The 12,265-nt window shown below is 66.1% G+C and carries 15 protein-coding genes; 6 read left to right on the plus strand and 9 right to left on the minus strand.

The window, feature by feature from the left end; translation table 11 throughout:
* Positions 1-183 precede the first annotated feature (183 nt).
* The 5 genes from AC5P67_RS02850 to AC5P67_RS02870 all read right to left on the minus strand — a co-directional run bounded on the left by AC5P67_RS02850 (position 184) and on the right by AC5P67_RS02870 (position 4,094).
* Positions 184-1,299: an alkene reductase gene (locus AC5P67_RS02850; protein WP_495214289.1), complete on the minus strand. Its 1,116-nt coding sequence runs from the start codon at positions 1,297-1,299 to the stop codon at positions 184-186.
* A gap of 141 nt (positions 1,300-1,440) precedes the next feature.
* The gene (locus AC5P67_RS02855) at positions 1,441-2,316 is read right to left on the minus strand and encodes an EcsC family protein (RefSeq protein WP_109337108.1); all 876 of its coding nucleotides are present in this window, start codon (positions 2,314-2,316) and stop codon (positions 1,441-1,443) included.
* A gap of 170 nt (positions 2,317-2,486) precedes the next feature.
* The gene (orn, locus tag AC5P67_RS02860; protein ID WP_099490477.1) at positions 2,487-3,059 is read right to left on the minus strand and encodes an oligoribonuclease; all 573 of its coding nucleotides are present in this window, start codon (positions 3,057-3,059) and stop codon (positions 2,487-2,489) included.
* A 75-nt stretch (positions 3,060-3,134) separates the two neighbouring features.
* Positions 3,135-3,659 (minus strand): tRNA adenosine(34) deaminase TadA, encoded by a 525-nt coding sequence (gene tadA, locus AC5P67_RS02865; protein WP_099527323.1) that lies wholly within the window; start codon positions 3,657-3,659, stop codon positions 3,135-3,137.
* Positions 3,660-3,734: 75 nt separating this feature from the next.
* Positions 3,735-4,094 (minus strand): winged helix-turn-helix transcriptional regulator, encoded by a 360-nt coding sequence (locus AC5P67_RS02870; RefSeq protein WP_099527322.1) that lies wholly within the window; start codon positions 4,092-4,094, stop codon positions 3,735-3,737.
* A gap of 78 nt (positions 4,095-4,172) precedes the next feature.
* Here AC5P67_RS02870 and AC5P67_RS02875 point away from each other — a divergent pair, with 78 nt between their 5' ends.
* The 3 genes from AC5P67_RS02875 to AC5P67_RS02885 all read left to right on the plus strand — a co-directional run bounded on the left by AC5P67_RS02875 (position 4,173) and on the right by AC5P67_RS02885 (position 5,709).
* Entirely contained in the window at positions 4,173-4,940 is a 768-nt protein-coding gene (locus tag AC5P67_RS02875; protein ID WP_171968743.1) for an NAD(P)H-dependent oxidoreductase, read from the plus strand.
* Between the two features lie 68 nt (positions 4,941-5,008).
* Positions 5,009-5,446, plus strand: a complete 438-nt coding sequence (locus AC5P67_RS02880; protein WP_060380224.1) for an acetyltransferase — start codon at positions 5,009-5,011, stop codon at positions 5,444-5,446.
* A gap of 56 nt (positions 5,447-5,502) precedes the next feature.
* Positions 5,503-5,709 carry a hypothetical protein gene (locus AC5P67_RS02885; protein WP_088429380.1) on the plus strand — a complete coding sequence of 69 codons (207 nt, stop codon included), beginning with the start codon at positions 5,503-5,505 and terminating at the stop codon, positions 5,707-5,709.
* 22 nt (positions 5,710-5,731) lie between these two features.
* Here the strand turns inward: AC5P67_RS02885 and AC5P67_RS02890 are convergent, their stop codons facing one another.
* Positions 5,732-6,238, minus strand: a complete 507-nt coding sequence (locus tag AC5P67_RS02890) for a GNAT family N-acetyltransferase (RefSeq protein WP_111173730.1) — start codon at positions 6,236-6,238, stop codon at positions 5,732-5,734.
* Positions 6,239-6,512: 274 nt separating this feature from the next.
* Between AC5P67_RS02890 and AC5P67_RS02895 the strand changes: the two genes are divergently transcribed.
* The 3 genes from AC5P67_RS02895 to AC5P67_RS02905 are packed head-to-tail and all read left to right on the plus strand — an operon-like array spanning position 6,513 to position 9,188.
* Positions 6,513-7,169: a hypothetical protein gene (locus AC5P67_RS02895; protein ID WP_414486467.1), complete on the plus strand. Its 657-nt coding sequence runs from the start codon at positions 6,513-6,515 to the stop codon at positions 7,167-7,169.
* Positions 7,170-7,209: 40 nt separating this feature from the next.
* Complete coding sequence (locus AC5P67_RS02900) at positions 7,210-7,863, plus strand: hypothetical protein (RefSeq protein WP_012480629.1); 654 nt, start codon at positions 7,210-7,212, stop codon at positions 7,861-7,863.
* Positions 7,860-9,188: an XVIPCD domain-containing protein gene (locus AC5P67_RS02905; protein WP_099473705.1), complete on the plus strand. Its 1,329-nt coding sequence runs from the start codon at positions 7,860-7,862 to the stop codon at positions 9,186-9,188. Before AC5P67_RS02900 ends, AC5P67_RS02905 begins: the two co-directional genes overlap by 4 nt.
* Before the next feature lie 49 nt (positions 9,189-9,237).
* Here the strand turns inward: AC5P67_RS02905 and AC5P67_RS02910 are convergent, their stop codons facing one another.
* The 3 genes from AC5P67_RS02910 to AC5P67_RS02920 form a co-directional block, all read right to left on the minus strand.
* Complete coding sequence (locus AC5P67_RS02910) at positions 9,238-10,338, minus strand: hypothetical protein (protein WP_241889374.1); 1,101 nt, start codon at positions 10,336-10,338, stop codon at positions 9,238-9,240.
* A 97-nt stretch (positions 10,339-10,435) separates the two neighbouring features.
* A complete protein-coding gene (locus tag AC5P67_RS02915) occupies positions 10,436-11,440 on the minus strand; it encodes an XVIPCD domain-containing protein (protein ID WP_099473709.1) in 1,005 nt (334 codons plus the stop codon).
* 57 nt (positions 11,441-11,497) lie between these two features.
* The gene (locus AC5P67_RS02920; RefSeq protein WP_005410114.1) at positions 11,498-12,034 is read right to left on the minus strand and encodes a hypothetical protein; all 537 of its coding nucleotides are present in this window, start codon (positions 12,032-12,034) and stop codon (positions 11,498-11,500) included.
* Between the last annotated feature and the right edge of the window lie 231 nt (positions 12,035-12,265).

The raw sequence follows: 12,265 nt of genomic DNA on the forward strand, positions 1-12,265 counted from the left end.
ACCCCCCTCGCCGCCTGACTGAAATGCCGGCCAGCGGCCGGCACTACCCCCCTCGCCGCCTGACTGAAATGCCGGCCAGCGGCCGGCACTACCCCCCTCGCCGCCTGACTGAAATGCCGGCCAGCGGCCGGCACTACCCCTCGCCCACTGGTAGTGCCGGCCGCTGGCCGGCAGCCTCCAGAATCAGGCAGCGACGCTCTCTTCCAGCGCCGGGTAATCAGTGAAACCCTCCGCACCACCGCCAAAGAACGTGGCGCGATCCGGCGGATTCAGCGTCGCACCCGTACGCAGGCGCTCGGGCAGATCCGGGTTGGCGATGAACGGCCGGCCGAAGCCGATCAGGTCAGCCCAGCCTTCGGCCAGTGCCTGCTCGGCGCGCTCGGCGGTGTACTTGCCGGCGTAGATCAGCGTACCCGGGTAGACCATGCGCAGCGCCTGCTTGAACGCCACCGGCATCGGCGGTGCATCGTCCCAGTCGGCCTCGGCAATGTGCAGGTAGCCCACCCCCATCTCACCGAGCAGGTGTGCGGCAGCCAGATAGGTCGCCTGCGGCGTATCGTCCACCGCCCCCTGCAGCGTGGTCAGCGGCGCCAGGCGCACGCCCATACGCTCGCCACCGGCAACCTCGACCACCGCCTGCACCACCTCGCGCAGGAAGCGCAGGCGATTCTGCAGTGAACCGCCGTAGGCATCGGTGCGCTGGTTGGCCTGCGAATCGATGAACTGGTTGATCAGGTAGCCGTTGGCGCCGTGCAGTTCCACACCATCAAATCCTGCAGCCAGCGCATTGCGCGCGGCCTGCGCGTAATCGGCGACGATGCCGGGAATCTCGTCCTCGCGCAGCGCGCGCGGCATCGAATGCTGGATCATCTCGCCCACACCGGCTTCGGGACCCGCCCCAGTCGGGTCGACGAACACTTTCACGCCTTCGGCGAGCAATGCCGAGGAAGACACCGGCGCCGCGCCATCGGGCTGCAGGGCCACATGCGAAACACGGCCCACGTGCCACAGCTGGGCGTAGATGCGGCCACCGGCGGCGTGCACCGCATCGGTCACCTGCCGCCAGCCCTGCACCTGCTCGGTACTGTGGATACCCGGGGTCCAGGCATAGCCCTGGCCCTGCTGGCTGATCTGGGTACCTTCGCTGACGATCAGGCCGGCGCTGGCGCGTTGCGCATAGTAGGCGGCCATTTCTGCGGTGGCGACGTTGCCATCGGCGGCGCGCGAGCGGGTCATCGGCGGCATCACGATGCGATTGGGCAGCGTCAACGCGCCCAGGCGGTGGGGGGTGAACATCATGGCGGCAATCTCTTGCGGGGGGAGTGCTGCAAAGGATGGGGATGCCGGCTGCCAGGCAACAGGCATGCACTGGCAAAACAATTGTTCCCTCGAGGCAAGGATCCCCGCCACGAGGGCTCATCCACGCATAGCGTGGCTCTTCTACTCCAGCCTTGGCTCGATCTTTACCGCACCATGCGCCACGCGGTCATAGCAGGCGCGCACCACGTCTTCCCCGTACTTGCGCTCCAGCCGGCGCACGATGAAGTGGCCGCGCGCCATGTCCTGGTAGTAGTCGGTGAACATGGTATTGAGTGTTGCACCGGCGGCAGCACCGACGATCGGCACCGCCTGTGCGGCGAATTTCTCAGTGACCACCACGCCGAAGCGCGCCGCCACCTTTTCCACCATCTTCGCCAGCAGCTTTCCAGCTTCTTTCGGTGCCACGCCCAGGGTCAGGTCGCGGCCGGTCACCACACGCCCAGCCAGTTCGGCCGAAAGATGCCGCATCACGTCGGTGGTGAAGCCGCGGGCCAGGTAGTAGCCGGTCTCGCTGGCGTCGTCGCGCGGCGAGTTGCCACCGAGCGCGAACACCTCCAGGCACGCCTGCCGGGTGCTGAACTCGGACAGGTCGAAGCCCTCGCTGCGGGCCACGTCGGCCACGGCGCGCATCATGATGGTGGTCGACACCGGCAGTTCGATAAACAAGGCGGCAAAGCCGAAGGCCCCGCCGACCGCCCCCGAGGTGGCTGCCGCCAGCTTGTGCCAGCGGGTGGACGCCCCCTTGCCGGGGGTGTTGTCCATGCTCCACAGCGCCGCCTGTGCGGACTTGGACAGCGCCGCCTGCACCGCTCCGTGTATGCGACCGGAGACCGCCTTGGGCAGCGCCTTCACCGCGAACTCCAGCGGCGTGCCGACCAGGTTGGCCATGCGCGCGGTGAGGGTCGGCGCTTCCAGCAGGGCCACCGCCCGCTGCAGGTCGGACCAGTCGCGGGGGTCGTGGGCAATGTCGCGGGGAAGCAGGATGGGCTCGTTCATGGCGCCGATCTTAGCGCCGGGGAGTTGAACGGTTCGTCGCGAGGCACGACAGAGGGGTCGGAGCCCTTGCCGCGGGAAAGGGATCCGACCCCGACGCCTTGCCGGCCAGCGGCCGGCACTACCACTTCGCGTGTCACCCGGTCGCGCCGGGCCATGCCCGGCGTTGTTGTTCAGGCCGTGGGCAAGCCCGACAGCGTGCCCATGAACTGGCGGTAATGGCGCAGCTCGGCGATCGAGTCGTGCACGTCGCTCAGTGCGGTGTGGTTGCTGTTCTTGCCGACGCCGGCGGCCACGCTCGGCGCCCAGCGCTTGGCCAGTTCCTTCACCGTGGATACGTCCAGGTTGCGGTAGTGGAAGTACTTCTCCAGGCGCGGCATCTGGCGGTGCAGGAAGCGGCGATCCTGGCAGATCGAGTTGCCGCACATCGGCGAAAGGCCGGCCGGTATCCACTGCGCCAGGAAGTTTACCGTCTGCGCCTCGGCCTGGCCGAGGGCGGTGGTGCTGTCCACCACGCGCTGCCACAGGCCCGAACGACGATGCTGGTTGCGGTTCCACTCGTCCATCGCCTCCAGCGTTTCCAGCGGATGATGGATGGCGAATTCCGGACCTTCGGCCAGTACGTTCAGCTGGGCGTCGGTGACCACGGTGGCGATCTCGATGATCGAATCGTTGTCGGTGTCCAACCCGGTCATTTCCAGGTCGATCCAGATCAGTCGTTCGTTGGCCGCGCCGGTGTCCGCCATTGTGTCGCCTCGTTGCTGGGCAGGCGCGCGGCCTACCGGTGAAGGAAAGAGGCGCCCATCATACCCGTTCGCCCCTCAGCCCTCGCCGACGTGGTCTTCCAGCAGCAGCGGCGGCTTGCCACGCTTGGCGCGGAAATAATTGGTCAGGCGCGTACTGGCTTCCTTGGCCAGCACCCCGCCGTGGATCTCGACCCGGTGGTTGTGGCGGGCATCGCCGAGCAGGTCGAACACGCTGCCGCACGCACCGGTCTTGGGGTCGCTGGCGCCGTAGACCAGGCGCGAAACGCGCGCATGCACGATCGCCATCGCGCACATCGCGCACGGCTCCAAGGTCACGTACAGCGTGCTGCCAAGCAGGCGATGGTTGGCGAGCAGCTTTCCACCGGCCCGCATGGCCACGATCTCGGCATGCGCGCTGGGGTCGTGCGAGGCGATGTTGAGGTTCCAGCCCTCGCCCAGCAGCTGGCCGTCGGCGCCCACCAGCACCGCCCCGACCGGAATCTCGTCGAACTCACGCTGCGCGCGCTCGGCCAGGGCCAGTGCACGGCGCATCCAGTGTTCATCGGCGTCGTGCACCGGTACACCCAGGACATCGGTCATGGCGGTTCTCGCTTTTCAACTGGGCCAGGATGGCCGCCGGGGGCGCATTGTACGCCCGGGGCCGTGCAGGCGCCGCTAGCGCGCGTCGAAGCGCTCGCGGGCCGCATCGAGCGCCGGGAAGTTGTGCTCGGCCCAGCGATCCAGGGCGGACAGCGTCTCGACCAGGCCGCGCGCGATCTCGGTCAGGCGGTACTCCACATGCAGTGGTTTGCTGCCCCGGTCACACCGCTCGACCAGCCCGTTGCGCTCCAGCTGCCGCAGGGTCTGGGTCAGCACCTTCTGCGAGATGCCTTCGATCTTCCGCAGCAACGCGCCGTTGCGAAGCGGGCCCTGCGCCAATGCCGGCAGCAGCAGCATCACCCACTTGCCTGAAATCAGCGCAAGCGCATCGCGTGCCGAACAGTCGGCGGCATAGACATCCCCGGGAAAGGCCATGGTTACCTCAAGGTGCGTAATTGCCGGCGCGTGCCGGCACCGCGAGGATGGTCGCACACTCCTCGAACACCTCGCCCCATGCGCGCCCTGATCCTGCTTGCCCACCCCGAGCCCCGCTCCTTCAATGCACATCTGGCCGCTCAGGCCGCCGAGCAACTGCGGCATGACGCGCTGCAGGTGGACGTGGTCGACCTGTATGCGGAGGGCTTCGATCCGCTGGAAGCGGCTGACCACCATCCGCATCGCCTGCATCCCGGCCACTTCGACGCCCAACGCGAGCAGCGGCACAGCGCCGAGCAGGGCCAGCTGCCCGTCGATGTGCAACGTCACCTGCAACTGCTGCGGGCCGCGGACCTGCTGATCCTGCAGTTCCCGCTGTGGTGGTTCGCGGCGCCGGCCATCCTGAAGGGCTGGCTGGACCGCGTACTGGTGTACGGGCCGATGTACAACAGCCGCCTGCGTCACGAGCACGGAGCGATGCGCGGCAAGCGTGCGTTGCTGAGCGTCACCACCGGCTCATCGGCACGGGCCTGCGCAGTCGACGGCCGCGAGGGAGATACCCGGTTGCTGCTGTGGCCCTTGATGTACAGCCTGCGCTACGTCGGCTTCGACGTGATGGAACCGCACGTGGTGCACGGCGTGCGTTCCGGGCTGGCACCGGAGCGCATGCAGGCACACGACGAGGCACTGGCTGCAGCAACCCACCACTACCGCGAACGCCTGGCGCAATGGCCGCAGTTGCCCACCGTGCCCTTCAACGACAGCAGCGATTTCGAGGACGGCGTTGTGCTGCGCGCAGAGGCCACTACCTACAGCCCCTTCATCCGCCATCGCAACGCCGGATGAATCCACATCTGCGCGCTGGATCGGGACGCGCCATACTACGCATTCTTTGCAAGCACCTTGGCGAACCCATGACCACCCTCCGCCCCTCCCGCGCCGACGACGGCGCCGCTCTTGTCGACCTCTGGCGTCGCGCCGTCGACGCCACCCACGACTTCCTCAGTGCCGAAGACCGCATGGCTATCGATGCCGAAGTAGCCGGTTTCCTGCCGCAGGCGCCGATGACCGTTGCTGTCGACGCACAGGATCGCCCCCTCGGATTCATGCTGATCGACGGCACCCACATGGAAGCGCTGTTCATTGACCCGGACGTGCGTGGCACCGGGGTTGGTCGCCAACTGTTGCAGCACGCGTTGACCCTGTGCCCACAGCTGAGCACCGACGTCAACGCACAGAACGCGCAGGCCGTGGGCTTCTATCTGCGCATGGGCTTCGTCGAAACCGGACGTTCACCGCTGGATTCGCAAGGCCGTCCGTATCCGCTGATCCACCTTCGGCACAACGGCTGACATCCGTCGGCAGCAGCCACGTGCTAGCGTGGCTGCTTTCGACCAAGGAATGCCGCATGGATGGTGCAAAAGCCCTGTTGACCCTGTTTGCGCTGGGCATCAGCCTGGTCTGGATCCTGGTGCCGTTCGCCATCTTCGCCGTGCGCAACCTGCTGCGTGAAGTACTGGTCGAGCAGCGCCGTACCAATGAACTGCTTGAACACATCGGCGGTTACCGCATTCCGAAGCCGCAACCCGAACCGACCGCCTGGCGCGCGCCCTGAGCAGAAACGTGCCAGGCCCGGATCAGGCCGTCGCCTCGAAGGCCGGTGAGTACTGCACTTCGCCCTGTGCCAACGGAGGCTGCAGGCAAAGTGCCTGGAAGTACTCCGGCGGCACACCCGGCAGCACCAGGCCCGGCTCGGCACAGAAGCCGAAGCGACCGTAATAGGCCGGCTCGCCCAGCAATACACAGCCATGTGCGCCCTGCTGACGCAGTGCTTCAAGTGCGGCATGCATCAGGGCCGCACCGATGCCCTGCCCCTGCCAGGCAGGCAATACCGAAATCGGCCCCAGGCCAAACCAGCCCGTGCTGCCATCGCTGATCGTCACCGGCGACACCGCCACATGGCCGATCACCTTCCCGTCCAACTCGGCCACCAGCGAAACGCTCAGCTCCCCGCGCGCGCGCAGGGCGTCGACGATGAACTGCTCGGTATGGCTGCTGTGCGCAGCGTTCCGGAATGCGGCCTCGGTGAGCGCATGGAGGGTGGCGTGATCATCAATGGCTTCGGCACGGATGGTGTAGTTCATGGCGTAATGCTCGCTTGCGTGAGAGTCGCGTGAATTGGCGACCGTTGTCACAAATTGGTGGTGAAATGTCGAACGCGAAGCGCAATCGCCTGGCCAACCCCGAATCGCCTGTGCCGCAATCGATTCGGCGACGCTGCCGAACGCTGAATGCGTCAAAATTCCGTCACCCACGCCTTGCCGCAGCTGGCGCCAGGTTTCCAGAACACTCCATAATCGATAAACCTGTCACCAGGGAAGGATATATGGACACGGACGCACGATGCAGGATGCCGCCATGGATGTAGCCATGCCGACACGCAAGGGATGCCATCTGGTACCGATGGGCCTCTTGCTGGCGCTGACGGCCTGCTCGCCTTACGCGGACGCAGAGCGTGACGTTGCCGCAGGTGGACGCGGCCTGGCCAAGCTCAACCCGTCACCGCAGCAGGGCTACGAGCTGGTACTGACCCTGAAGGATGCCCCCGGTCCCTTCGCGGTGGTCGAGGGCGTTGCCCAGTACGACGTCAGCAACCACAGGGACTGCGGCCGGGTCCTGTGGGCGACCGGTACCGCCAGCCGTATCACCAGCCAGGAGTTGGTGGAACTACACAAGGTCGACGAGAACGAATACCGCGGTACGTTCTACCTCGACCGCATGCAGGACGAGGATTACTACGGGCGTGGCGTCTGCCATTGGACGTTGACGGGTGTCGGTGCGATGTTGCGCGCTACGACCGGCGAGGCGGATACGCGATTCCTTACGTTCGTCGACAAGGAGCGCATGGAGAGCGACTCACCTCTTACGCTTTATTACCCAAACCTTATCTATCCGCGCGCCGACACTGTCGCCAACTTTGGCACCAGTGGCGAGGAAGATCCGTCGGGGTACAGCGAAGATCTGCGCGACGCGCTGTTCTCAACCACCACCACTGTGCAGAAGCTCGTGCCATGAGCTGCCAGTTCAACAACCCCTACCCCCAAGGAGGCCGACATTGCGCCACAAGATGATTCCGTGCCTTGCTCTGCTTCTTTTGACCGCCTGCAACCCGGAGACCGCCATGAACCAGGAACGTGCCGCTGCTGAAGCCGATGTCGCCCAGGGCGGGCGCGGCCTCGCCAAGCTCAACCCCACCCCGCGCAAGGCCTATGAGCTGGTGCTGCGCCTGAAGGATGCCCCCGGCGATTTCGCACTGGTCAAGGGCGTAGCGCAGTACGACGTCACCAACGAGGATCAGTGCGGCCACATCGAGCCGGCCACCGGCACAGCTGCACGTATCACCAGCCAGGAACCGGTGGAGCTGCGCAAGGTCGCTGAGGGCGAGTACCGCGGCACGCTATATGTGGACCGCATGCTGGATGAGGACTACTACGGTCGTGGCGTCTGCAAGTGGGAGTTCACCGGTGCCGGGGCAATGCTGAAGGCGACGGGTGCCGAAGAAGAGACCCGCTTCCTCACCTTCGTCGACGCCAAGCCGCTGACCGAAGGTGGCGCCCATACGCTCTACTATCCGGATCTGGTCTATCCGAAGGCAGATCGCGTTCCCAACTTCCCAGCCAGTGGCGAGCCCGATCGCAGCAACTACGCCGCTGATCTGCAGGACAAGCTGTTTACGATCACCCTCTCCGCAAGTGAGGTCGCGCCGTGACCATCACCTCTCAGGACTACGCCGCGTTATCCAATGACGCCTACAAGGATCGGGCCGTCGGCCGACGTGAACCCGGCCAAGAAGAAAAAGTCACGTTAAACGGCCATGAGTACAAGATACTTGAGCATGTCAACAATCGTCTCAACGGCTATCAGGGCACCGTCTATCAGCGCGTAGACACCAAAGAGATCGTCATTGCGCATCGTGGCACCGAGCAGATCGCTCGCGATGCGATTCTGACCGACGGCGGCATGGTGGTTGCGCGCACCAACGTGCAGGCGCCTGACGCGATTGCTTTGACACAGAGGACGCTCGAAGGCGCTGCGCTTCAATCCCGCTTGAACGGTGTGCCCGCGCCCCAGGTCACCGTCACCGGTCACTCCCTCGGCGGCGCTCTTGCCCAGATCACCTCGCACCACTTCAACGTCAAGGGCGAGACCTTCAATGCCTACGGCGCGGTCAGCCTAAGCTATCGCATTCCGGAAGGCGGCAACACCATGATCAACCACGTCATGGCCTCCGATCCGGTCAGCGCCGCGTCACCGCATTTCGGCCAGGTACGCATCTATGCCAAGCCCGACGAGATCAAGACGCTCGCGGCAAACGGCTTCAGCAATCACGCCCTGCGTGATCTGATTCCGGACCGCCCGATCATCGCGGCCACCAGCTCGTTCGGTGCGCACAAGCTGGGCAACTTCCTCAACGAAGGCTCGGTGCTGAAGCACCCGGAAACGCAGAAGCTGGCGAAAGACAACGCCAAGATGATCGAGGAGTATCGCGACGACGTCGAGTCACTGCGTCGCGGCGTCACCCGCGCTGCACGCGGCATCCCGGGCGGCGCCATCGATCTGTACGACCACATCCGCGGCCCGCTGCAGCCCGGTGAACCGGCACGCCGCGAAGCGGAGAAGAATGGCCATCACACCAGCATGCTGCGCATGGACGATGCCAACCACCTGGGTAACCCGCTGTTCAACGACGCGATCCGCGGCGTGCACGCACATGACGTGCGCGTTGGCCGCGTGCCGGACGTGATGAGTACGCAGCTGGCGGGCAGCCTGGCGGCGGAGATGCACGCTGCAGGCGGCAAGCGCATCGACGAAGTGGTGATGAACGCCGATGCCTCGCGCAGCTTCGCCGTGCAGGGCCAGGGCGGTGACCCCGCCCACCTTCGCGTGTCGGTGGATACGGCAGTGGCGATGAACACGCCGCTGGAACATAGCAGCCAGCGCATCGACCAGCAGGCTGCAGGCCAGCGCCTTGCGCTGGAGCGCGACCAACAGCTGGAACAGCAGCAGCATCAGACCCGCAGCCTGCAGGCCTGATGGACAGCGCGGGAGCCGGTCATTCCGGCTCCCGCCTCAGCACCGTGACTCAGGGGCTGGTGGCCGCGACCGGCGCAGATGCACTGGCGGTCACGAACAGATCCGGCTCGGAATCCGGGAAGCCGCCGCAGGCGCGATCGCCCGGCGCGACCGGATCACACGGCCACTGGCTGCGCGGGACCTTGTCGCGCAACTCGAAGCGATCGCCGGTCCAGACCACGAAGGCAAGATGCTCGCGGTTCCAGTCACTGAACGCACGCGCCCCACCCTTCGGCACCGTCTCCGGATACTGCACGAACCAACGCATGGCCGGCCCGAACTGCAGCTTGCTGTGATCCAGCGTGATCCTGCCCTCACGCGCCAGCTGGCGTGCGCGATCCGCCTCGGTCACCTGTGGCATGGCCGGCATCGCTTCGGCGGTAACATCCCTCGGCGGCGCATCGCCACGCACCTGGTACACACGCTGGCCCACATAGGCCTCGCGGCAGCTACCCGCTGGCACACGTACCGGCTCCGCGCTGTAGCCATCGCGGTTGGCGACCTGGTCGCTGCAGGTGAACGGCGCGGACACCAGGTAGAACGTGCTGTCGGCGTCGCGCCCTTCCAGCGAGCGCACCCAGACGTCGCCCATCCGCACGATGAAGTCCGGGCGCTGGCCGTACCCAGGCACCGCCTTGAACCAGGCCTTCTGCTGTACCTCTCGCTCGCGCCAGTTGCGCGGCAGGTGGATGTCCTGCTCGGGCAGCGCAACCAGCAGAGCGGCCAGATGCGCCGGCATGGTGCCCTGGCAGGCGCCGGTCAGCAGGTCGCCCTGGGTCGCCAGTCGCCCGGCCAGATCCACCGGGCAGCGCGCACCGAGCGCCCGCTCGGCCGCCCGTTCGGGCGGCAATGGCACGATGGCCAATGCGGGCGGTGCGGGTGCTACCGCCGGAACGGTTGGCTCGGCGGTAGCAGGCGGTGCCGTTCCTGCGGGCGCATCAGCGATCGCCTGTGCCGCGGCGGGCGTTTCCGCGACGGGCGGCGCTGTCTCCTGAGCCTGTGCCGAGGCTGCGGCAAGTCCAAGTGACAGCAGCCAGAGCGGCGGCAGGCGGCGCGCGGATGCATTGCAGTGGGCGGCGGCCTGCAGGGCATTCAAGGGAACGATTCGCATGTGGTGTCCTTACGGGTGGGTTTCCATGTCGGCGCCACAGGGCGCCACGCGTCGTACGTAAAGCGCCAGCGGGCACCCTGCCCGCCGGCACCAAGTGCTACAGGGATCGGGAACGCTGCTCCTGCTCGCGGGCGAGCGCGGCCGTCGGATCCTGCTGCGCAACGCTGGCCGCCAACTGCTGGCTGCTCTGCGCCAGTGGCTGCTGGGAGGCCTGCTCCCGGTCAACAGACGCACGCAGCATGGCCGGATCACCCAGCGCGCCCTGCACTGCAAACAGCGTACGGCCGTCGTTGCCCGCCAGCAGATGATCGATGCGCGACAGGCCGGCCTTCTGCGCCCCCAGCGCCAATGCGCCAGCGGTATTGTCGAGCTCCTGTGCACTGCGCAGTCCACTTTGCGGCCCCATCTGCCGCAGGTGCTGGCGCGCATCCTCGAACAATGCGTTGCCGGGCTCACCGGCATGCGACATGTCGCGTGCAACGGTCTGCGCCGGCGCACCGACTTCGCCGCGATCCAGTCGCGCCATCACGTCCGGCGTCAACTTCTGCTGCCAGACCTCAAATCGTTGCCGGCGCGCCTCGATGCCATTGAGCGCGCCGTTGAGCGCATAAGTTGCTTCGCGCACATCATGGCGCGCCCCCTCCGGCACCCGTGTCTGCCACTGCCATACGGCAATACGGCCTGCGTGCTCGGGCTGCGCTGCCAGCTCCGGGTGATTCACCAGGTCCAGATCCAGCGCCTTGCCGGCACGCTCGTAATTCTCCTTGCCGACCAATGGCAGATAGCCGCGGCCGTGGTACTTCAGCGCGTCACCAGGCGCGTCGTTGCCCATGCGCCCGCCGTACATCAACTCAGCCAGGTTTTCCGGGCGACCACGCAGCGCTTCCTGGCGGGCGCTCTCCAACGCGGCGTTGCCATTGCGCCACGCAGCCTCCACCGGGATCTGCGAGATTCCCCGGGTGAAGTTGAAGCTCTCGTTGAGCCGGCTCAAGCCGCGCGACTCGTGCCCTGCCTGGGCCATGAAATTGGCCAGTTCAAGCGGGGAGTCGATGCCGGCTTTGGTCGCCTGTCGCAACAGCTGCGACTCTCTATCGGTCGACACAGTGCAACTCCTGAATCTTCATCAGCGCGGATTCCCTTCCGCCGGTTGGAGCTTGGCTCATGGAAGCGACACCTCGGCAACACTGGATGGGTCGAAGTCCTCGAACCTCACCCTGCCCAGCTCCGCCGCCGAGTAATCCCGGATGTTGGTCGCTTCGGTCTCGATATCCACGACCTTGCGTCTCACCCCGTCAACCCAGCAGGCCTTGTCCGCGGGCGCATAGCGGAACCGGTAGGTGCTGCTCCAGCGCTCGCGGCTACCGCCGTTGGTGATCACGCTGAAGGTGCCCTTCTCGACCATTGCATACGCAAAAGGGTCGCCGGCCAGGCCACCTCGGGTGGAACACGGCACCAGCTTGTCGTTGCGCGCGGCCAGCTGCCAGCGCCCGCGCCCATCACCGCGCAGCAACAGCAGCACCCGGTTTGGCCCGTGCTGGCCGGGCACCAGCCCTTCCGGCGTCGGCTGGTCGATGACCAGCAGCTGATACTCGATGCCATCGCCGTTGAGTTCGCCCCTTACGGCTTCCAGCAGGTTCGCACCGGACGGAACAAATGCCAGGGCATCGTCCATGTGTGCGCCAACCCTGTCTTCCATCCCCTCCCACTCCTTCAATGTGGTCATGCCGATACCCGCCTCCCTGCCCAGCCGGAACGCGTTCCGGCTTATCCGCGCCTGCGCGGACAGGAATCATAGCCTTGCGTACGGCAAGACCGCGATGATGGCGAGCGTCACCCGACGCAGGGGCTGACAGCGTCCTCATTGGACGGAAGAACCCCTGCATTCGGCGGCACTGGCGCGTCATTTTCATGACGCGTGGGGAGCTTA

Source organism: Stenotrophomonas sp. YJH_SMC_21, assembly GCF_059369555.1.

Coding starts and splice junctions, on each gene's coding strand:
- AC5P67_RS02850 (WP_495214289.1), bottom strand. CDS start 1,299: ATGATGTTCACCCCCCACCGCCTGGGCGCGTTGACGCTGCCCAATCGC.
- AC5P67_RS02855 (WP_109337108.1), bottom strand. CDS start 2,316: ATGAACGAGCCCATCCTGCTTCCCCGCGACATTGCCCACGACCCCCGC.
- orn (WP_099490477.1), bottom strand. CDS start 3,059: ATGGCGGACACCGGCGCGGCCAACGAACGACTGATCTGGATCGACCTG.
- tadA (WP_099527323.1), bottom strand. CDS start 3,659: ATGACCGATGTCCTGGGTGTACCGGTGCACGACGCCGATGAACACTGG.
- AC5P67_RS02870 (WP_099527322.1), bottom strand. CDS start 4,094: ATGGCCTTTCCCGGGGATGTCTATGCCGCCGACTGTTCGGCACGCGAT.
- AC5P67_RS02875 (WP_171968743.1), top strand. CDS start 4,173: ATGCGCGCCCTGATCCTGCTTGCCCACCCCGAGCCCCGCTCCTTCAAT.
- AC5P67_RS02880 (WP_060380224.1), top strand. CDS start 5,009: ATGACCACCCTCCGCCCCTCCCGCGCCGACGACGGCGCCGCTCTTGTC.
- AC5P67_RS02885 (WP_088429380.1), top strand. CDS start 5,503: ATGGATGGTGCAAAAGCCCTGTTGACCCTGTTTGCGCTGGGCATCAGC.
- AC5P67_RS02890 (WP_111173730.1), bottom strand. CDS start 6,238: ATGAACTACACCATCCGTGCCGAAGCCATTGATGATCACGCCACCCTC.
- AC5P67_RS02895 (WP_414486467.1), top strand. CDS start 6,513: ATGGATGTAGCCATGCCGACACGCAAGGGATGCCATCTGGTACCGATG.
- AC5P67_RS02910 (WP_241889374.1), bottom strand. CDS start 10,338: ATGCGAATCGTTCCCTTGAATGCCCTGCAGGCCGCCGCCCACTGCAAT.
- AC5P67_RS02920 (WP_005410114.1), bottom strand. CDS start 12,034: ATGGAAGACAGGGTTGGCGCACACATGGACGATGCCCTGGCATTTGTT.